The organism is Arthrobacter sp. 35/47, assembly GCF_000520475.1.
In the GTDB taxonomy this organism is placed as follows: domain Bacteria; phylum Actinomycetota; class Actinomycetes; order Actinomycetales; family Micrococcaceae; genus Arthrobacter_D; species Arthrobacter_D subterraneus.
Genome location: NZ_KI914592.1, coordinates 1 through 18,890, shown reverse-complemented (window position 1 = coordinate 18,890; position 18,890 = coordinate 1). Strand labels below are relative to the sequence as shown.

Genomic DNA, 18,890 nt, shown 5'->3' with positions numbered 1-18,890 from the left:
CGGTGCTGGAGTTACGGAAATCAGTTGGTGCCGGACAGCTCGTCGCGGACTGCCTGGGCGACGGCGACCGAATTCGGAGCGTCGGAATGGACGCAGATGCTCTGGAACTCGATATCAAGGAGCGTGCCGTCGGATGCTTCGACTTTCCCGTCGTCAAGAACCCGCCGGACCCGTTCTCCGGCAGCTGCAGGGTCGGTGGGCTCGGGCCGGCGTTGGATGAGCAGTTCTCCGGCAGGGCCGTAGTTGAGGTCCACGTAGAGTTCGGCGACAAACGGGACGCCTGTGCGCTCGCACACCTTCTGGTGCTGGGTGCCGGCCAGACCATAGAAGGGAACGTCATACAGGGTGGCTACCCGTGCCGCCGCTTCCATCAGCGAGGCGTCCCGGGCCAGCATGCCGTAGAGCGAGCCATGGGGCTTGATGTGGTTCAATTCCACGTCCGCCTGCCGCAGGTAAGCACCTAACGCTCCGACCTGGTACAGCAGCAGGTTTTCAACCTCTTCGGGGGTTAGTTTCATTTCTCGACGGCCGAAACCGACGACGTCGGGCAGACCTGGATGCGCCCCGACCCGGACGCCGTGGTCACGGGCAGCCGCCACGGTAGCCGCCATGGTGTCCGGGTCTCCGGAGTGGAACCCGCAGGCGACGTTGGCGATATCGATGATGTCCATCAGCTCGGCGTCATTGCCGAACGAGTGCAGGCCCAGAGACTCGCCCATGTCTGAATTGAGAGTGAGGGTGGTAGCGCGTGTGGTGGCGCTCACGGTTTCGGTCATGCGGTTCAGCCTAAGGGGGCATAGGTCCACAGAATAGTGGGCATCAGTCCGTCTCATTCGCCGTAAAATGTGCAGATGCCTACCCTCTCTATTCGATGATCGTCGCCGACCTCCTCGCTGCCGACTCCCTGCAGCTGCGTCTTCACACGCCGTCGAGCGTGGAGCGGCTGGCCCAGGAGATCAGTTGGTGTGCCCCGACCGAGATCATGGATCCCACGCCGTTCCTCAGCCCGAACGTCCTGCTTCTGACCAACGGGATCGGGCTGAACGTGGAGGATGAGCGCACGTGGGCCGCTTATGTGGAGCGGCTTGTTGCTGCGCGTGTGTCGGCCATTGCGTTCGGGACGGGCACAGCGCACCGGCTGGTTCCGCGTGGTCTGGTGCGCGCGGCCACGGAACAGGAGATGCCGTTACTCGAGATACCGAGGGTGGTGCCGTTCCTGCAGGTGCACCGGCACGTCACCAATGTGCTGCAGAGCGAATACTTTGCGTCGACTACCCGTTCGTGGGAGCTCGCCGAAATGTGTGCGGGTCTGGCGGCATCCGGAGCAAGCCTCGGCGAGATCCTCGGCGCGCTCGCGGAAGAGACCGGGGCGGAATTGGCGATCTTCGACGTGAGCGGAGCCGTCATTGCCAGTTTCCCTGCGAGCGGAGTCTGGACGCACTCCGATCTGGAGGGGGTGGCTGCCGGGCGTCGCGAAGGAGTGGTTCCACTGCCCATGGGTGGAGGTGACTCGTTCCATCTGGTGGCCAGGGGCAGTTCGGCTGAGCATCCGGTGGCCACGCTCCTGGGACCGGCGGCGTCGATCATTGCAGTGCAACTCCAGACCGCACTCAACTCGGCGTCGCAGCGGGAGCAGGAACTGGAGCGGCTTCTGGATATGGTTCCGGACTGGAACGGTGTTGCCCTGGAGGAGTTCAGCCGTGGTTTCGCAGCCACCGGGCTTGATCCAGCGGGGGACACCTATGTGGTCACGGCGACGGCGGGACACGCGAACCTCTCTCACGCGTGGCGGCTACGGTTGATCCTCCATGAGCTGTTCGAGGACGTGAGGCTGGTGGTCAGAGCGGGAACTCTTTACTCCTTTGCGCAGGTTCCAATACCAAGCGCTGACTCCTCCGGCGGCGTTCTGAAACCGCTGTTTCGCCGCCTCCGGCAGGAAATGCCGAGGCAGCCGCTGGTGGTGAAGGGGCCGTGCAACAGCGTGGACGAGTTTCGATTGGGAGTCCACCAGGCCGGTGAGATGGTGACCGCCGTGTCGCAGCCCACGCTGGCCCCTGAGCTCGCGATCGGCGCACTGGTGGCCTCCAGCGTGACGCGGGGTGCACGGACGAGCGCGCAAAAGCTGCTGGCGCCGGTCATTGCCTACGATCAGGAGCACACGGGGCACATGATGCATACGCTCCGGACCTACCTGGCGCATGACGGTCAGCCCTCACGCGCTTGTGCGAGGCTTTTCATTCACCGCAACACTTTGGCCCAGCGTCTGGCGAAACTTGAGCGGCTGCTCAACCTTCGGCTGAACACGCTGGAAGGTCAGGCTACGTGCCTGATGGCTCTGCGGATTCTCGAGACGTAGGCGGAGGATTACGCGCCACCGGGAGCCGTCACCGGCTGTAGTGGTAGCGGCATTGCGCGATGCGGATTTCACCTTCCGCAACTTTGTAGACCAACCGGTGCTCGTCGTTGATTCGCCGCGACCAGTAACCCTGGAAGCCGTGCTTCAGGGGCTCCGGCTTTCCGATTCCCTCGTTTCCATTCCGCTGCACGTCACGGATCAGGCTGTTGATGCGTTTGAGGATCTTACGGTCCTCGGTCTGCCACCAGAGGTAGTCCTCCCAAGCGGCTTCATCCCAGAGCAGCTTCATTCGACAAGATCATGTTCGGTGCCCTCACCGCGTTCGAGGTTCTCGATAGCACCCAGAAGCCGCCGGGCGTTCTCAGGGCTGCGGAGCAGGTACGCAGCCTCCTTCAGCGACTGGTAATCGTCCAACGAAACAATCACCACGGGATCCTTGCCGGCACGGGTGATGACAATTTCTTCGCGGTCGTCCAGCACTGAGTCGAGCGTTGCCGCGTAGTTGGCCCGGGATTCCGAGTAGGTCATTGTCTTCATGGCGTCTCCTTACGTACGTATTATTGTACGTCCGCTATCTCCTTGCGGGCAACGGCCCAGGAGCCTACCCCCAGAACACCGCCACAATGATGTTGAGTAGCGTCAGCCCGCCAATCGCACCGAGAATGCCCGACGGCACCGCGTCCTTCTTCCGGTTGATGAAAGCCAGCACGACGACGGCGATCATCACCAGCAGCTTCACTCCGATCTTGATGTTGTCGACTTCCGCCAGGTCACCGGCTTCAAGAACACCGACCAGTCCCAGCCCGGTAACCAGCTGCAGCCAGCTGCCGTGCATGATGCCCGGGGTGACCACGGCCCCGCCGGTACGCATGCTGCGGATCTGGGCAATGACACCGCCGAGAATGGCAGCGAGACCGACGAAGTGCAGGACGAGGAGAAGGTTGCGCAGGAATTCCATGGCACCAGCTTAGGGGGACTGGCAGCCTATCCGAGCGGCGCCGGGCCGAGGTCCTCGATCAGCTTCTGCATCAGCACATAGGCCCTGTTCCGGTACGCAATGAGCTCCGGGGTGCGCTCGGCGGGCACGTCGAGGAAACCTGCTCCCGTCTTGGTGCCCAGCTTCCCGGCGTCGACCAGGTCCGAAAGGATCTTCGGCGTGGCGAACCGCTCCGGGAAGTCCGTCTGCAGCGACTTGTAGCAGAAGTTGTAGACGTCGAGACCGGCCATGTCGGCGATGGCGAAGGGCCCAAAGAAGGGGAGCCGGAAACCGAACGTTGTCCGCACCAGGGTGTCGATATCCTCCGGGGTTGCCACGCCCTCCTCGACCAGCTGGGTAGCTTCGTGGAAGAGCGCGTACTGCAGGCGGTTCAGCGCGAACCCGGTGACGTCCTTGACGACGGCGGTCTGCTTGCCGGTGCTGTGCACGATCTCCCGCACGGTGGCCACCACTGCTTCGGCCGTTCCGGCGTGGGGAATGATTTCGACGCCGGGAATGAACGGCGAGGGGTTGGAGAAGTGCACGCCGAGGAAACGCTCCGGGTTGGTCACTGCCTTTGCCATCTCGCCGATGGAGATGGTGGAGGTGTTGGAGCCGATGATGGCGTCCGGGCGGGCGGCTGCACAGATACGGGCAAGTATGTCGTTCTTGATGCCGAGAACTTCGGGGACGGCTTCCTCAATGAAATCCGCGTCCGCTACGGCCTCCTCGACCGACGCCGCTGCCACGAGGTTCTTCTCCAGGGTTTCGGTGGCGCCCGTGGGGAACAACCCGGCATCGACAAACTCACGCGATTCGGAAATCAACCGGTCGTAATTCTTCTCCGCGATCTCGGCCGAAACATCGGAGAGCGCCACAGTGGCACCCGAGAGCGCCAGAACCTGGGCGATTCCGCCGCCCATGTAACCGGATCCGACTATTGCTACTTTCTGGGTCATGTCTTAGTTCTCTTTCGGTTCGTAGGAGCAGATTGCCTCGACCTTGGCCGCGGACGAGCTGGTTTCATCGAAGCGGTGGGTAAGCCACTCATCGACGAGTTTCCGGGCGAGCTCCAGCCCAATGACACGCTGGCCGAAGGTGAGAACCTGCGCGTTGTTGCTCAGCACGGAGCGTTCAACCGAGTAGCTGTCATGCGCAGTGACGGCGCGGATTCCGGGCACTTTGTTGGCGGCGATCGCGACGCCGAGACCCGTGCCGCAGATGAGGAGCGCGCGGTCCGCTTCCCCTGCCGCGACCTTTCGGGCGGCGTCGACTGCGATGTGCGGGTACGCAGTGGAATCGTTGCTGCCCACGCCCACATCGAGCACGGACTCCACCCGCTCGTCGGCCTCCAACAGATCCTTCAGGGCGGTCTTGTATTCGACTCCGGCTTCATCATTCCCGATGACGATGCGCAGCTTCTCACTCATGGGCGTACTCCTTTTCGGTGGTCAGGTCCCGGACTGCATGCGCAACGGACTCGGCAATCAGGGCGAAGGACACGGCTCCGGGGTCCGGGTGGCCCACGCTTTTCTCAGCGAGCGGACGGGCGCGGCCCTTCCGTGGGCGGAGGGCGGCGGTCTGTTCGGCAGCAGCGGTTGCGGCACCGGCAGCAGCCGTCAGGGTGTCGGCGACCGTGGCGCCGTTGTCCAGGTGCTCGGAGAAGGCGTCGAGGTAGGGAATCAGGGCGTCCACCATGGTCTTGTCGCCGGGTTCGGCCTTGCCCAGGTTCCTGATCGCGGCGCCGAACGCCGAGGCAGCGGAGAATGCATCCTGTGGTCCGTACGATTCCCGGTTGCCAAGGGAATGTGCCAGGGCAATGAGCCCGGAACCCCACAGCGCTCCGGAGGTCCCGCCGGCTTTTTCCGACCACGCTTCACCGGCCGCGGTCAGGACACGGTCCACGCCCGCGGAGCTGCCCGCAGCCTGCGAGGCAGCATCAGCTGCTGCCTCAATACCCCGGCGCATGCCGATGCCGTGGTCGCCATCACCGGCAACGGCATCGATGGTGCCGAGCTCGGTCTCATGTTCGATGATCACCGAGCGCACGGCGTCCAGGAGTACGACGGCGCTCCCACCCAGTGCGGCGGCGGCCGGGGTGGGCTTCGGAAAGGCTGCTTCTGTTTCAGCCGCCAGCTGCTGCACGTCCCGGTGCGGACGTGCAGCGACGTTGCCCTTCCGGAAAGCCGGGGTGTCTGCAGGTGCAGCCCAGTAGGTTTCGAGCTCATCATCGAGCCAGAGCAGTGTCAGCGAGACGCCGGCCATGTCCAGGCTGGTGACCAGCTCACCGCACTCGGGTTCAACAATCTCAAGCCCCGCCGAGGCAAGCAGTGTCTCGATCCGACCATAGAGAAGGAACAGTTCTTCATATTTCACTGTCCCCAGACCATTGACCAGGACAGCAACGCGGCTGCCGGCGTCGTCCGGCTTGTCTTCCAGAAGTTTTGAGACCAGGAGCTCGGCAAGCTCGGACGCTGTGGGCATCGGGTGGTCCGAGATGCCGGGCTCTCCGTGGATGCCCAGCCCGAGGGACATGTGATCGGGCTGCACTGAGAAGAGAGGCTGGTCCGCGCCGGGCAGGGTGCAGCCGTCAAAGGCGACCCCGAGTGAGCGGGTGCGGTAGTTGGCCTTGCGGGCCAGCCGTTCGACGTCGTCGAGGTTCAGGCCCGCTTCTGCCGCTGCGCCAGCCACCTTGAACACGGTGAGGTCACCGGCGATGCCGCGGCGGTTTTCCAGCTGGTCGACGGGTGCGCTGGCGATGTCGTCGGTGACCAGTACGGTTCGGGTCTCGATCCCTTCGGCGTTGAGGCGGAGCTCGGCCTGCCCAAAGTGCAGGACATCCCCGGCATAGTTGCCGTAGCTCAGCAGCACGCCACCGCCGTTCTGGGCGGTCTTCGCAACGCGGTAGACCTGCCCGGCGGCGGGCGAAGCGAACATGTTGCCGCAGGCTGCTCCGGCGGCGAGGCCCTGACCCACCAGGCCGGCGAAGGCCGGATAGTGCCCGGAGCCGCCGCCGATAACCAGGGCAACCTGGCCCTCGACCATCTCGGTGGACCGCACCACGCCGCCGTCCACGCGGGCTACATACCGGCGGTTGGCGGCGGCGAACCCGTCGAGGGCGTCGTCGGCAAAGGATGCGGGATCATCAAGAATTCGTGTCATCGGTTTTCCTCGTTGAATCCGTGAGAGTTGAATCAGTTGAAAGCTCAGCTGGCGGTCTGCCGCGCTGTCTGGCGGCCCTGCGCAACGAGGGGCGTACCCAGTGCGTAGTCCTCGGTCTTGGGAAGGATCCTCTTCCGCAGGTATTCCTGGTTGGTGGCAGAGACGCTGAGGCCGTCTCCGCCGTAGTGCTCGGCGCAGATGATGCCCTGGAAGCCGGAGGCGAGCGCCGTCCGGACCGCTTCGCGGTAGTTGATGACGCCCGTCTCCAAAGGTGCGGGCGTGACGGTGAAGTGGTTGCGCGCCAGGTTCTCGTCGCGGCTGTAGTTCTTCACGTGCCAGTAGTTGGCGTACGGCATGGTCTTGGCAATCAGTTCCGGGATGGACTCGATGGGGCGGTGGGCGCGCACCAGGTTACCGAGGTCGGGGTTGAGGCCGACATTGGGCAGATCGATGTCCTGGACGAGCCGCACGGCGGAATCGCCCGAGCCCAGATACGTATCCTCATACAGTTCCAGGGACATCAGGAGTCCCAGGTCCGCCGCATGGCTTCCGAGCTCACAGAGCCTCTCGACCGCCTTCTTCCAGGTGTCCGGGTCATTGTCGGGGTCCTTGTGGCCATCCACCGTCCAGAACCACAGCTGCTTTTTCTGCAGGGGAGTGAGGGGCTGTTGCAGGCCGAAGGAAACCACCTCGCAGCCGAGTTGAGCGGCAGCCTCCAGCGTGCGGTGGCTGTAGGCGAGATTGTCTTCCCAGTTCCGCTCGTCGATGACGCTGCAGCGGATGGCTGAGAGGGCAGGCGCCCCGACCCCGACGTTCTGCGTGGCACGCTTCAGTTCCTCAAGGCGCTCCGGAGACAGGTCGCCGGGGCGGATCCAGGTGTCCAGCAGGTCTACGTTGTCGAACCCCGCGTCCTGGATTTCGCGGAAGACGCTCTCCCAGACGGTGGGGTCGGCCTCCTGCATGGTGACGCCGTCCGTTCCCTGATGCGGGAACTGCAGTGGGGCAGCGGTAATGGGCCAGGTCTCTGCTGTGTAAACCATGATCTACTCCGTCGTATCGGTGGGTTTTCTAGCTGACTGATGTGCCGGGCGCCGGCCGGCAGCTATCGCGGCGGGGCCGTGGACTCCCGAACCAGCAGCCGGGTTGCCAGTTCAATGCGCGTCGAGTCCGGTTCCTGTCCGTCGATCTGGCGAAGCAGCGCACGTGCAGCGGTGCGGCCGATCTCGCGCAGCGGTTGCTCCACGGTGGTCAGTTGCGGCATGGCTTCCTCGATGAAGGAGGTGCCGTCGAAGCCGACGATGCTGAGGTCCGCGGGAACCTGCAGGCCGCGGCGGCGGGCCTCTTCCCACACGCCCATCGCGATCGTGTCATTCGCGGCAAAGACCGCGGTGGGCGGCTCCGGCAACTCCAGCAGACGGCTGAGCCCCTCGATGCCGAAAGCCCGGGTGAAGGCGCCGGGAATCACGTATTCGGGACGTGTCTCCATGCCCCGTCCCAGCAGCGCAGCCATGTAGCCGTGCTGGCGGTCGTGGCTGCACTCTGCCTGCGGCGGACCGCCGAGGTGGGCGATCCGCTGGTGGCCCAGATCCAGCAGATGCTCGGTGGCGGCCTTGCCGCCGGCCCAGTTGGTAGCTCCGACACTCACCACGTCGGCACCCGGCGGGTTGAGCGGGTCCACCAGGACCACCGGGATGCCGCGTTCCTGGAAGGTGAGCAGATCACTGCGCCCCCACTTCGAGGTGACGAGCAGCAGGCCATGCCTGCCGGCGTCGAGCATTCGCTGGACGCGCTGTGCCGCGCTGACGGACTTCAGCGACATGGCGGACAGCACCACCTCGGCACTGTTGCCGCCGGCGCATTCCAGGATCCCGTCCATCACCTCGGTGTAGTAGGCGGTGGTGACGCTTTCGACGACGACGTCGATCATCACCGAATCCGTCCGTCGCCGCGGAGCAGCTGAGCGGTAGTTGAGGGTGCGCATGACCTCCAGGACGCGGTCGCGGGTGGCGGCCGCGACGTCGTCTCTTCCGTTAAGAACTTTCGAAACTGTCGGGATGGAGACGCCGGCGACTTCCGCTACCGAGGCCAGTGTGGCCTTGCGGGTGGAGGTGTCTGTCTCAGCCACGCCTGCTCCTTTTATGAGGTGATTCCGACATTTTTGGTGTCTGCTATTGACCGTGGTGGTGTGATGGAACTAACTTTACATCTATCGAAACACATTTCGAAACATTTCGAAACCCGTCCGGTACTGTTCATCCGAAAACAGCCTCTTATCGACCGGAGCCAGCGTGGGCCCGGTCTGAGGAAGGAAACTTATTCCATGAAGAACTCGAAGCTGTCCCGCATCGTCGCTGCAGCGTCCGCAATGACACTGACCCTGACGCTGGGAGCCTGCGGCACCAGCGGCCCGCAGGACACCACCGCCTCCACCGGTTCCCCGACCTTCTGGGCCCTCACCGGTGCCAACGAATCCATCATCAAACCGTCGATCGAGTCCTGGAACGAGGAGCACAGCGATGCCCCGATCAAGCTCGACTTCTTCGCCAATGACGCCTACAAGACCAAGGTCCGCACCGCGATCGGCGCCGGTGAGGGTCCCACCCTCATCCACGGCTGGGGCGGCGGCGTCCTGAAGTCCTACGTTGATGAGGGCCACGTGATGGACCTGACCGAATTCCTCGAGGAGAACCCCGAGGTGAAGGAACGCTACATTCCGGCGGTCCTGGAAAACGGCGTCATCGACGGAACCAGCTACGCCCTTCCCTACACGGGCATGCAGCCGGTGGTTCTGTACTACAACAAGGAAGTCTTCGACCAGGTAGGGGCGGAGCCGCCGCAGACCTGGGACGAGCTCATGGACCTGGTTCCGAAGTTCAACGAAGCCGGAATTGCACCCTTCTCCCTCGGCGGCCAGTCCAAGTGGCCCAACCTGATGTGGTTCTCCTACCTGGTGGACCGGGTGGGAGGACCGGAGGTCTTCCAGGCCATCCTCGACGGCGAAGAGGAAGCCTGGTCCGATCCCGCGGTTCTCGAGGCCCTCACCAAGATCCAGGAACTGGTGGACGCCGGCGGCTTCGTCAACGGCTTCTCCTCGGTAGCGGCCGACGGCGGTGCTGACGCCGCCCTCATGTACACGGGCAAGGCAGCCATGCTGCTCCAGGGCGGTTGGGTTTACCAGACCATGAAGAATGACGCCCCGGACTTTGTCTCCTCCGGAAACCTCGGGTACCTCAACTTCCCCGAGGTTGAAGGCGGCAAGGGCGATCCGGAGAACATCGTCGGCAACCCGAGCAACTTCCTCGCTGTCTCCGAGACCGCCACCGAGGAACAGAAGGACGCAGCCCTGGAGTACCTCAAGGACGGCGTCTACAACGAGGAGTACACCCAGAACCTGGTTGCATCCGGTGCCATCCCGCCGACCGTCGGCGCCGAGGACCTGCTGGCGGAGTCCGAAGACAAGGACTTCCTCACCCAGCTCTACGGCATGGCAACCGGCGCACCGAGCTTCCAGCTCTCCTGGGACCAGGCACTCAGCCCGGAGGAAGGCAGCGCGATGCTCGCCAACCTGGACCGTATCTTCCTGGGTGAGATCACCCCGGAGCAGTTCGCGGAAACCATGAACGGGACGCTGGGCAAGTAAATGGCTCTGCAGACCGAAACCCGGTCCGCGTCACCGGCGCAGGGAGGCCGCAGTGCGGCCTCCCTGGGCTGGTTCGCCGTCCCGGCCCTCGTGTTCTTTGTTATCTTCGCGATCATCCCGCTGATCGGCGTGGTGTTCCTCAGTTTCACCAGCTGGAACGGCCTCGGTGAGATCAGACTGAGCGGCCTCGACAGCTGGGTCACCGCCCTCACCAGCCCGGTCACCCTCAACGCGATCTGGGTGACGGTGAAGATCATGTTCTTCTCCCTGATCGTGCAGGTGCCGATCAGCCTGCTGCTCGGCGTCTTCACCGCCGGCAGCCAGCGGTACCGGGCACTGCTCGCGGTCATCTACTTTGTTCCGCTGCTGCTGTCCTCAGCCGCGGTCGCCATCGCCTTCAAGGCGCTCCTGGACCCCAACTTCGGTATGGGGCCGGGCCTCGGGCTTCCGATCCTCGCCCAGGACTGGCTGGGGAATCCGGACCTGGTGCTGTTCGTCGTCGTCTTTGTCATCGCCTGGCAGTTTGTACCGTTCCACACCCTGATCTACCAGGGCGGCGTTCGGCAGATCCCGGCCAGCTTCTACGAGGCGGCGCAGATCGACGGCGCCGGCCGGGTCCTGCAGTTCTTCCACATCACCCTGCCGCAGCTGAAGTACACGATGATCACCTCCACCACCCTGATGGTGGTCGGTTCGCTCGCCTACTTCGACCTCATCTTCGTCCTGACCGCGGGCGGTCCGGGCTACGCAACCAGGCTCCTGCCGCTGCACATGTACCTCACCGGTTTCCAGGCGAATGACATGGGTGCGGCCAGCGCGCTGGGAGTGATCCTCGTCGTCGTCGGGCTTGGCCTTGCGATTCTCGTCCAGAGCTTCGGAGGCCGTAACCGTGCCGCCAGCCAGTTGGAAGGAGCCTGATGGCCGTCACAACTGAAGTCCCGCAGACCACCGGCAAGCGCCACCATCCGTCCAAACCGGTACGACGGCGGCGCTCAGGCTGGCGCCCCAACCTCCTGGGCGGTCTGGGCGGCTGGATCTGGCTCGCCGTGATCATCCTGCCGATCTACTACGTGGTGATCACCAGCCTGAAGAATCAGGCCGGCTTTTTCGGCAGCAACCCGCTGGCTCCGCCGACGGACCCGACACTGGACAACTACGTCTTTGTCCTTGAGGCCGGGTTCACACAGTACTTTGCGAACTCGCTGATCGTCACGGTGGGCACGGTGCTCCCGGCGCTGGTGATTTCCTTCATGGCCTCCTACGCGATCGTGCGGGGAAAGGGCCGGTTCATCACCTGGACCAACACGCTGTTCCTGATGGGACTGGCCATTCCGCTGCACGCCACCATCATCCCGATCTACTACATGATCACCAGGGTGCGGCTTTATGACACCCTGCTGGCGCTGATCCTGCCGTCGATCGCGTTCGCCATCCCGATCTCGGTCCTGATCCTCTCGAACTTCCTGCGCAACGTGCCCAAGGAACTGTTCGAGTCCATGCGGCTGGACGGCTGCTCGGAGTTCAGCATGATGTGGCGGCTCGCACTGCCGCTGACCCGTCCCGCGGTGGTGACGGTCGGGATCTACAACGCCCTGCACGTCTGGAACGGGTTCCTTTTCCCGCTGATCCTGACGCAGAGCCCGGACAAGCGCGTGCTGCCCCTCTCGCTCTGGGCGTTCCAGGGTGAGTACACGATCAACATTCCGGCGGTGCTCGCCGCCGTCATGCTGGCAACCCTGCCGCTGCTGGTGCTCTACGCGATCGCCCGGAAGCAGCTGGTCAGCGGGCTCACCGCCGGCTTCAGCAAATAGGAGATTACATGGCACAGAACACAACTCCCCTGCGGGTGGGCATGGTGGGCTATGCGTTCATGGGCGCAGCCCACTCGCACGCCTGGCGGACGGCTCCTCGTTTCTTTGACCTGCCGCTGCAGCCGGAGCTCTCCGTCCTGGTGGGACGGAACGCTTCCGCTGCGGCCGAGGCTGCGTCCCGCATGGGCTGGAATGAGACGGCCACTGACTGGCGGGAGGTTCTTCAGCGGGACGATATCGACCTGATCGACATCTGCACGCCGGGGGACACCCACGCCGAGATCGCCATTGCCGCACTGGAGGCCGGCAAGCACGTCCTGTGTGAGAAGCCGCTGGCCAACTCGGTGGAGGAAGCCGAGCGCATGGTGGCCGCTGCGGAGGCTGCAGCCCAGCGTGGTGTCCTGGCGATGTGCGGGTACAGCTACCGCCGCACGCCCGCTCTCACCCTGGCCCGGGAACTGGTGCAGGAAGGGCGGATCGGAACCATCCGGCACGTCCGCGCCCAATACCTGCAGGACTGGCTCTCGGATGAGAACACCCCGCTGACCTGGCGCATGGATAAGGACAAGGCCGGATCAGGATCGCTCGGCGACATCGGTGCGCACATCATCGACGCCGCCCAGTGGATCACCGGGTCCAACATCGCCGGTGTCTCGGCGCTGATGGAGACCTTCGTGACCGAGCGGCCAGTCGGCGGCGATCTGGTGGGACTCGGCGGCAAGGGCGACGCGTCGGGGAAGCGCGGCCCGGTCACGGTGGACGACGCCGCAGCCTTTACCGCCAGGTTCGACGACGGCGCTATCGGTGTTTTCGAGGCCACCCGCTTTGCGCTGGGGCGGAAGAACGCCATCCGGCTGGAGATCAACGGTTCGAAGGGCTCGATCGCGTACGACTTCGAGGACATGAACGTCCTGGAGTACTACGACGGCTCCAACGACAGCCGGACCTCCGGTTTCCGCCGAATCCAGGTCGGCGAGCCGGACCACCCGTACACCGGCAACTGGTGGCCGGTGGGCCACGGCCTCGGGTATGAGCACGGGTTTACGCATCAGGTGGTGGACCTCGTCACTGCGCTTGCGGAGGGAAGCCAGCCGTCGCCGTCGTTCGCTGACGCGTTGCAGGTCCAGCGGGTGCTGGCCGCGGTGGAGCAGAGCGCCGCCGCGAAATCACTCTGGCAGCAGGTTTGAAAGGAACATCAATGACACGACCAGTAACACTCTTTACCGGCCAATGGGCCGATCTGCCGTTCGAGGAGGTAGCGCGGCTCGCCGGCGAGTGGGGCTTTGACGGCCTGGAGATCGCCTGCTGGGGAGACCATCTCGATCCCGAGCGCGTCGTCGAGGACGACTCGTACCTCCGGGACCGCCTCGACATCCTGGAGCGGAACAATCTGCAGGTTCATGCCATCGCCAACCACCTCACCGGCCAGGCGGTCTGTGATGACCCTATCGACGAGCGGCACCGTGCCATCCTGCCCGAGCGGGTCTGGGGGGACGGCGAAGCGGGGGGAGTCCGGCGTCGTGCCGCCGACGTGATGAAGGCGACCGCCCACGCAGCCGCCCGGCTGGGAGCTTCCACCGTGACCGGCTTTACCGGGTCCTCGATCTGGAAGTGTGTGGCCATGTTCCCACCGGTGCCGGATTCGATGGTCGACGCCGGTTACCAGGATTTCGCGGACCGCTGGAACCCGATTCTCGACGCGTTCGACGACGCCGGTGTGCGGTTTGCGCTGGAAGTCCACCCCTCCGAAATTGCCTACGACTACTGGAGCACCCGCCGGACGCTGGACGTCATGGCCGGGCGGAAGAATTTCGGGCTGAACTTCGACCCGTCCCATTTCATCTGGCAGGACCTCGATCCGGTGATGTTCCTGCAGGATTACGCCGAGCACATCTTCCACGTGCATGTGAAGGAATCGGTGCGCCAGCTCAATGGGCGCAACGGACGATTGGGCTCGCACCTGCCGTGGGGCGATCCGCGGCGCGGCTGGGACTTTGTCACCGCCGGTCACGGCGACGTGCAATGGGAGCCGATCTTCCGGATGCTCAACTCCATCGGCTATGACGGGCCGGTCAGCGTGGAGTGGGAGGACGCCGGAATGGATCGCCTCATCGGTGCACCGCAGGCGCTTGCCCTGGTCCGGGGGCTAGGCGAGATCGCTCCGTCCGCCGCAGCCTTCGATGCTGCGTTTTCCACGGGCCGCTGACTCTCGCCGGGTTTTCACGGCCGCTGATTGTTACCAACTTCCAGGATCCAACAGAAAGACTTGCTATGACGAACAAGAACGCCCTGATAGTGCGGGGCGGGTGGTTCGGGCACCAGCCTGTGGAAGCCACTGAACGCTTCATTCCGTTTCTTCGCGACAACGGTTACGACGTGCGCGTCGAGGAGTCCCCGAAGGTCTACGCCGACGCCGACTATATGGGCACGGTGGATCTGATCGTGCAGTGCAACACGATGAACACCATCGAGAAGGATGAGTTCCGTGGGCTGCGTGCAGCGATCGAAGCCGGGACCGGGATGGCCGGCTGGCACGGCGGGATCGCCGATTCCTACCGCAACGAGTCCGACTACCTGCACCTGATCGGCGGCCAGTTTGCCTGCCACCCCGGCAAGCATCCGGATGAGTGTGTCGGTGAGCAGTCGGACAACTATGTGCCCTACCGGGTGAACATGCTGCCTGCTGCTGCGGACCATCCCATCACGCAGGGGATTGACGACTTCGACCTGGTGACCGAGCAGTACTGGGTGCTGTCCGATGACTACATTGACGTCCTCGCCACCACTACCCAGGCCGTGCGCGAGTGGGACCCCTGGAACCGTCCGGTGACTTCGCCGGCGATCTGGACCCGGCAGTGGGGCAAGGGCCGAATCTTCGTCAGCACCCCGGGTCACCGGGTGGAAATCCTGGACGATCCGAACGTACGCACCATCATCGAAAGGGGCATGCTGTGGGCAAGCCGCTGAACGTCGGCATCATCGGCTGCGGGGCCATTGTCGCCAAGTACCTGGAGACCTTCCCGCAGCTGGAATCCGTCAACCTGGTTGCCGTGGCGGACCTTGATGCGTCCCGGGCGCAGGCGGTTGCGGATTCCCAGCCGGGCGTACGTGCCCTCAGTGTGGACGAATTATTGTCCGACGACGGGGTGGATGCGGTCCTGAACCTCACCATCCCGGCAGCGCACGCAGAGGTCGCCTTGCGGGCCATCGCCGCCGGGAAGCATGTCTATGGGGAGAAGCCGCTCGCTGCGACGACGGTGGAGGGTGCGCAGGTGCTGGAGGCGGCGCGTGCCGCCGGGGTCCGGGTCGGGTGTGCTCCCGACACTGTGCTCGGTACGGGTATCCAGACTGCCCTCAAGGCGATCGACGACGGGTTGATCGGCGCCCCGATTTCTGCGACGGCCACGATGGTGACGCCGGGGCATGAGCGCTGGCACCCGAATCCCGATTTCTACTACGTACCCGGAGGTGGTCCGCTGCTGGATATGGGTCCGTACTACGTGACGGCACTGGTGACGCTGCTCGGTCCGGTCTCCTCTGTCATCGGTGCAGCGAGCCATACGCGGACCTCGCGGACCATTGGATCCGGTGCGCGTGCCGGTGAGGTTGTTCCGGTCACCACGGATACGCATGTGACCGGTGTGCTGGTGCATGAATCCGGTGCGCTGTCCACTCTCATCATGAGCTTCGATGCAGTGCAGACCCGGTCTCCGAACATCGAAATCCATGGCGAGACCGCAAGCCTCATTGTGCCGGACCCCAACTATTTCGACGGCGATGTGGAGATCTGCACGCTGGCCGAGCGTGATGCCGGTTTCAGGGTGCTGCCGATCAATGCCGGGTACCGGGATTCGGGCCGCGGCTATGGTCTTGCCGATATGGCCGAGACCCCCGAGGGGGAGCAGCACCGGGCCAACGGTGACCTTGCCTACCATGTGCTGGATGTGATGGAGTCGCTGCTTCGCTCTGCTTCGACCGGCACCTCGGTGGCGGTGGAGAGCCGCGCGGAGCGGCCCTCGGCGGTACCGTTGACCGAAGTTCCACAGCCGGTGGCCTAGAGCTCACCTGTCTTTTCCATTGAGTTGAGCGTTACGAGTTGGGCGTTGTCGCGATCCAGTTGAGCGGTCGATTGAACGCAACCTGAACAAAGGAACCGAAGATATGAAGACACGCAGGATTGCCGATGTCGAAGTCAGTGCGATCGGATTCGGCGGAATGCCGATTTCCATTGAAGGACGGCCGGACGAAGCCCAGGCCATAGCCACCGTGCATGCGGCGCTCGATGAGGGCATCACGCTGTTCGACACAGCCGACGCCTATCACCTCCATGCGGATGAGGTGGGGCACAACGAGTCCCTCATTGCGCGGGCGGTTGTGAGCTGGGGTGGTGACACGTCCGACGTTCTGATTGCCACGAAGGGAGGACACCTCCGGCCCGGTGACGGTTCCTGGACTCTCAACGGCAGGCCCGAGTACATCAAGAAGGCTGCGGAGGCGTCGCTCAAACGGCTGGGTGTCGACGCGATCGGTCTCTACCAGTTCCATCGTCCCGATCCGCAGGTTCCCTATGAGGATTCTGTGGGAGCGATCCGGGATCTGCTGGACGAGGGGAAGATCCGGCTGGCCGGGATTTCGAATGCCACTCCGGAGCGTATCCGGCTGTCGCAGGAGATCCTTGGGGGGCGTCTTGCTTCGGTGCAGAACCAGTTCTCACCGGCGTTCATGAGCAGTGAACCTGAGCTCCGATTGTGCGATGAGCTTGGGATCGCGTTCCTTCCCTGGAGTCCGTTGGGAGGGATCCGTTCTGCCGGGGCCCTCGGCGACCGGTTCAGTGCATTCGGAAAGGTCGCTGAAGACCGCGGCGTCAGCCCCCAGGTGGTCTGCCTGGCATGGCATCTGTCGCAGTCACCGCAAGTCATTCCAATTCCGGGCTCTTCCCGTCCGGCCAGCATCCGCGACTCGGCGACCGCCGTCGATCTGGTGCTGACGGACGAGGAAATCGCTTTGCTCGATGCGTCGGTTTCCGAGGGGAGCGAGGCGGGTTCGCGGGCCTGACTGCCACATGTTCCCATTCCTGAGCGCCCGGGTTCGCCTCCCTGACTGCCAATAGGTGCGCGCTCTGGAAGTTCCGCGTGACTCCTCGTCCCGCGGAACTTCCATCGAGCGCGCTGGGAACAGCTCTATAGCTGCTGCTGGACCAGTTGTTCGACTTGCCAGTAGGTGTTTCTTCGTGGAGTGCGGCTTGGGTCCAGGTATTTGGGTGGCCTGAACCAGGGGATGCCGTGGATGGATTCCACGGTCCAGTCGTTTTCGTGGAGGACGTGGTGGTGGTGTGAGCAAACGAGGACGCCGTCGCTGAGGGACGTTGTGCCGCCGATGGCCCAGGGGATGATGTGATGGGCTTCGCACCAGGTTGCCGGGACGGTGCAGTCGGGGAAGGCGCAGCCTTTGTCTCGTGCGACGAGTGCCCGGCGCAGGTAGGCGGGAAAGAGACGCCTGGTGCGGCCGAGGTCGAGGATTTGGCCTTCACCGCCGAGGACTATGGGGATGATGTCGGCGTCGCACGCGAGTTTGCGGATGCTGCGGGCGCTCAGCTGGTGGGCGAAGACGGCGTGGCCAGCGTGTCCAGCGTGGCCGGCGTGTCGAGCGTGGCCGGCGTGGCCGGTCTCTTCGTCATGGCCGGCGTTTCTGGCGTTGCCGGCCTTTTCTAGGTCGTCGATGAGGTCGCGGTAGTTGATGGTGACCATGACCTGTGGTCGGTGTCCGCCTGATGCAGGAAGGCCGTCACCGGCCAGAGCGATACGGCAGGCCGACACCAGACCCATCAGCAGGTTCTGTGCCCGGGTCGGCTGGGGTTCATCAAGCGGGTTCTGTGAGTCACGTCCGTCGCCGGTGGGTGTCGTAACCCTTGGGTTGGTTGCCGTGTTCATCACCGTGGAGAGGTGTTCGAACTGTTCGTCGGTGGCGCCGATCTCCAGGAAGTGCAGTCCGTTGCGCCGGCCGCGGAGGAATACGCCCTGCCGTGCCCTGAGTATCTTCTCCGTGGGTTCCTGGCCGTCCTGGTCCAGTGTGCTTTCCCAGCGGCGGGACAGTACCCGCAGGGTGTCCTCGTCCGATTCGATGGCCTGCCTGGTGAGATGCTGTTCCATTGCCTCCAGCTGGTGTGGGGCAGCGACCGGGCGCACATGCTCGACCGCGTCGCAAATCATGGTGGACGCCCGCATACTCAGGCACCCTGCACGTGAAGCGTCCGCCAGCACGGGCAGCTTGGGTTCAGGTTCAGCGGCTGCACCCGGTCCTGTGCTCACCGGGATAATGGTTGCAGCCAGACGTAGACGGCGGTTGGCTTCGCTGCGGCTGATCCGGATCTTCGCGCGCAGGTACTCGGCGGTGTTTCGGTGGATCGACAGCGGCTGCCTGGTGCGTGCCGACGCCGACACCGATGCTGATGCCGGCGCCGGCGCCGGAGCCGATGACGATGCCGGAGCCGACAGCGAGGTCGATGATGAGATGGTTACGTTCCAGTCCTGTGCGGAGGTGGCGTGCTCGGGATCTGCCTCGCCGAGGACGGCGATGTCCTGGTTGACGACCGCGGACACCGCGAGTACCTGCAGATGGTCGACAAGTCGTGAGAGTTCTTCGATTTCCATCAGCGCTGCAGCGGTTTCCCTGCGCGATTGCAGGAGATACCTGTCAGCGAATTCCGTGCTGAAACCCTCGAGGTCGGCCCGCACTGACTGCAGCAGAGAGGGTTCCTGCAGTCGGTGCTCGTGGAGTGCGATGGCCATGAATCAAATTTATCGAATACATGTTCGATTATCGACCCTCAACAGTCAATGTGGAGGAGAAGTGACACACTGCTTATCCACAGCGGCAAATAGACCGAGCGGATCTACACGCCGCCGTCCGTAGGCCAAACCAGCAGCGCAGTGCCGGTACTCTCGG

General features: G+C 64.0%; 19 protein-coding genes. 9 read left to right on the top strand and 10 right to left on the bottom strand.

The window, feature by feature from the left end; translation table 11 throughout:
* Positions 1-20: 20 nt before the first annotated feature.
* Positions 21-776, bottom strand: a complete 756-nt coding sequence (gene pxpA, locus X803_RS0106705) for a 5-oxoprolinase subunit PxpA (RefSeq protein ID WP_051470539.1) — start codon at positions 774-776, stop codon at positions 21-23.
* Between the two features lie 95 nt (positions 777-871).
* Between pxpA and X803_RS0106700 the strand changes: the two genes are divergently transcribed.
* A complete protein-coding gene (locus X803_RS0106700) occupies positions 872-2,356 on the top strand; it encodes a PucR family transcriptional regulator (RefSeq protein WP_026544546.1) in 1,485 nt (494 codons plus the stop codon).
* 28 nt (positions 2,357-2,384) lie between these two features.
* Here X803_RS0106700 and X803_RS0106695 read toward each other — a convergent pair whose 3' ends face one another.
* The 8 genes from X803_RS0106695 to X803_RS0106660 all read right to left on the bottom strand — a co-directional run bounded on the left by X803_RS0106695 (position 2,385) and on the right by X803_RS0106660 (position 8,619).
* Positions 2,385-2,645 (bottom strand): Txe/YoeB family addiction module toxin, encoded by a 261-nt coding sequence (locus X803_RS0106695; protein ID WP_026544545.1) that lies wholly within the window; start codon positions 2,643-2,645, stop codon positions 2,385-2,387.
* Positions 2,642-2,893, bottom strand: coding sequence for a type II toxin-antitoxin system Phd/YefM family antitoxin (locus tag X803_RS0106690; protein WP_026544544.1), 252 nt, complete (start codon positions 2,891-2,893; stop codon positions 2,642-2,644). Before X803_RS0106690 ends, X803_RS0106695 begins: the two co-directional genes overlap by 4 nt.
* A gap of 64 nt (positions 2,894-2,957) precedes the next feature.
* Positions 2,958-3,314: a hypothetical protein gene (locus X803_RS0106685; RefSeq protein WP_026544543.1), complete on the bottom strand. Its 357-nt coding sequence runs from the start codon at positions 3,312-3,314 to the stop codon at positions 2,958-2,960.
* A 26-nt stretch (positions 3,315-3,340) separates the two neighbouring features.
* Entirely contained in the window at positions 3,341-4,291 is a 951-nt protein-coding gene (locus tag X803_RS0106680) for a 3-hydroxyacyl-CoA dehydrogenase family protein (RefSeq protein ID WP_026544542.1), read from the bottom strand.
* Between the two features lie 3 nt (positions 4,292-4,294).
* Positions 4,295-4,762, bottom strand: coding sequence for a ribose-5-phosphate isomerase (locus X803_RS0106675; RefSeq protein ID WP_026544541.1), 468 nt, complete (start codon positions 4,760-4,762; stop codon positions 4,295-4,297).
* The gene (locus X803_RS0106670) at positions 4,755-6,494 is read right to left on the bottom strand and encodes a dihydroxyacetone kinase family protein (RefSeq protein WP_026544540.1); all 1,740 of its coding nucleotides are present in this window, start codon (positions 6,492-6,494) and stop codon (positions 4,755-4,757) included. The genes X803_RS0106675 and X803_RS0106670 overlap by 8 nt, the downstream gene beginning before the upstream one ends.
* A gap of 44 nt (positions 6,495-6,538) precedes the next feature.
* Positions 6,539-7,534, bottom strand: coding sequence for a sugar phosphate isomerase/epimerase family protein (locus X803_RS0106665; RefSeq protein WP_026544539.1), 996 nt, complete (start codon positions 7,532-7,534; stop codon positions 6,539-6,541).
* A 62-nt stretch (positions 7,535-7,596) separates the two neighbouring features.
* Positions 7,597-8,619 carry a LacI family DNA-binding transcriptional regulator gene (locus X803_RS0106660; RefSeq protein ID WP_026544538.1) on the bottom strand — a complete coding sequence of 341 codons (1,023 nt, stop codon included), beginning with the start codon at positions 8,617-8,619 and terminating at the stop codon, positions 7,597-7,599.
* 195 nt (positions 8,620-8,814) lie between these two features.
* Here X803_RS0106660 and X803_RS0106655 point away from each other — a divergent pair, with 195 nt between their 5' ends.
* The 8 genes from X803_RS0106655 to X803_RS18290 all read left to right on the top strand — a co-directional run bounded on the left by X803_RS0106655 (position 8,815) and on the right by X803_RS18290 (position 17,000).
* Positions 8,815-10,134: an ABC transporter substrate-binding protein gene (locus X803_RS0106655; RefSeq protein ID WP_026544537.1), complete on the top strand. Its 1,320-nt coding sequence runs from the start codon at positions 8,815-8,817 to the stop codon at positions 10,132-10,134.
* Positions 10,135-11,052, top strand: a complete 918-nt coding sequence (locus X803_RS0106650) for a carbohydrate ABC transporter permease (RefSeq protein ID WP_026544536.1) — start codon at positions 10,135-10,137, stop codon at positions 11,050-11,052.
* A complete protein-coding gene (locus X803_RS0106645) occupies positions 11,052-11,945 on the top strand; it encodes a carbohydrate ABC transporter permease (RefSeq protein WP_026544535.1) in 894 nt (297 codons plus the stop codon). Before X803_RS0106650 ends, X803_RS0106645 begins: the two co-directional genes overlap by 1 nt.
* Before the next feature lie 8 nt (positions 11,946-11,953).
* Positions 11,954-13,132 carry a Gfo/Idh/MocA family protein gene (locus X803_RS0106640; protein ID WP_035778167.1) on the top strand — a complete coding sequence of 393 codons (1,179 nt, stop codon included), beginning with the start codon at positions 11,954-11,956 and terminating at the stop codon, positions 13,130-13,132.
* 11 nt (positions 13,133-13,143) lie between these two features.
* Positions 13,144-14,151, top strand: coding sequence for a sugar phosphate isomerase/epimerase family protein (locus X803_RS0106635; protein WP_026544533.1), 1,008 nt, complete (start codon positions 13,144-13,146; stop codon positions 14,149-14,151).
* Positions 14,152-14,216: 65 nt separating this feature from the next.
* The gene (locus tag X803_RS0106630) at positions 14,217-14,912 is read left to right on the top strand and encodes a ThuA domain-containing protein (RefSeq protein WP_026544532.1); all 696 of its coding nucleotides are present in this window, start codon (positions 14,217-14,219) and stop codon (positions 14,910-14,912) included.
* The gene (locus tag X803_RS0106625) at positions 14,897-16,003 is read left to right on the top strand and encodes a Gfo/Idh/MocA family protein (protein WP_026544531.1); all 1,107 of its coding nucleotides are present in this window, start codon (positions 14,897-14,899) and stop codon (positions 16,001-16,003) included. Before X803_RS0106630 ends, X803_RS0106625 begins: the two co-directional genes overlap by 16 nt.
* A 103-nt stretch (positions 16,004-16,106) precedes the next feature.
* Positions 16,107-17,000 carry an aldo/keto reductase gene (locus tag X803_RS18290; protein WP_051470538.1) on the top strand — a complete coding sequence of 298 codons (894 nt, stop codon included), beginning with the start codon at positions 16,107-16,109 and terminating at the stop codon, positions 16,998-17,000.
* A gap of 125 nt (positions 17,001-17,125) precedes the next feature.
* Here the strand turns inward: X803_RS18290 and X803_RS18285 are convergent, their stop codons facing one another.
* A complete protein-coding gene (locus X803_RS18285; RefSeq protein ID WP_051470537.1) occupies positions 17,126-18,733 on the bottom strand; it encodes an HNH endonuclease signature motif containing protein in 1,608 nt (535 codons plus the stop codon).
* Between the last annotated feature and the right edge of the window lie 157 nt (positions 18,734-18,890).

Coding starts and splice junctions, on each gene's coding strand:
- X803_RS0106655 (WP_026544537.1), top strand. CDS start 8,815: ATGAAGAACTCGAAGCTGTCCCGCATCGTCGCTGCAGCGTCCGCAATG.
- X803_RS0106650 (WP_026544536.1), top strand. CDS start 10,135: ATGGCTCTGCAGACCGAAACCCGGTCCGCGTCACCGGCGCAGGGAGGC.
- X803_RS0106645 (WP_026544535.1), top strand. CDS start 11,052: ATGGCCGTCACAACTGAAGTCCCGCAGACCACCGGCAAGCGCCACCAT.
- pxpA (WP_051470539.1), bottom strand. CDS start 776: ATGACCGAAACCGTGAGCGCCACCACACGCGCTACCACCCTCACTCTC.
- X803_RS0106690 (WP_026544544.1), bottom strand. CDS start 2,893: ATGAAGACAATGACCTACTCGGAATCCCGGGCCAACTACGCGGCAACG.
- X803_RS0106675 (WP_026544541.1), bottom strand. CDS start 4,762: ATGAGTGAGAAGCTGCGCATCGTCATCGGGAATGATGAAGCCGGAGTC.
- X803_RS0106670 (WP_026544540.1), bottom strand. CDS start 6,494: ATGACACGAATTCTTGATGATCCCGCATCCTTTGCCGACGACGCCCTC.
- X803_RS18285 (WP_051470537.1), bottom strand. CDS start 18,733: ATGGCCATCGCACTCCACGAGCACCGACTGCAGGAACCCTCTCTGCTG.
- X803_RS0106665 (WP_026544539.1), bottom strand. CDS start 7,534: ATGGTTTACACAGCAGAGACCTGGCCCATTACCGCTGCCCCACTGCAG.
- X803_RS0106695 (WP_026544545.1), bottom strand. CDS start 2,645: ATGAAGCTGCTCTGGGATGAAGCCGCTTGGGAGGACTACCTCTGGTGG.
- X803_RS0106680 (WP_026544542.1), bottom strand. CDS start 4,291: ATGACCCAGAAAGTAGCAATAGTCGGATCCGGTTACATGGGCGGCGGA.
- X803_RS18290 (WP_051470538.1), top strand. CDS start 16,107: ATGAAGACACGCAGGATTGCCGATGTCGAAGTCAGTGCGATCGGATTC.
- X803_RS0106635 (WP_026544533.1), top strand. CDS start 13,144: ATGACACGACCAGTAACACTCTTTACCGGCCAATGGGCCGATCTGCCG.
- X803_RS0106685 (WP_026544543.1), bottom strand. CDS start 3,314: ATGGAATTCCTGCGCAACCTTCTCCTCGTCCTGCACTTCGTCGGTCTC.
- X803_RS0106640 (WP_035778167.1), top strand. CDS start 11,954: ATGGCACAGAACACAACTCCCCTGCGGGTGGGCATGGTGGGCTATGCG.
- X803_RS0106700 (WP_026544546.1), top strand. CDS start 872: ATGATCGTCGCCGACCTCCTCGCTGCCGACTCCCTGCAGCTGCGTCTT.
- X803_RS0106630 (WP_026544532.1), top strand. CDS start 14,217: ATGACGAACAAGAACGCCCTGATAGTGCGGGGCGGGTGGTTCGGGCAC.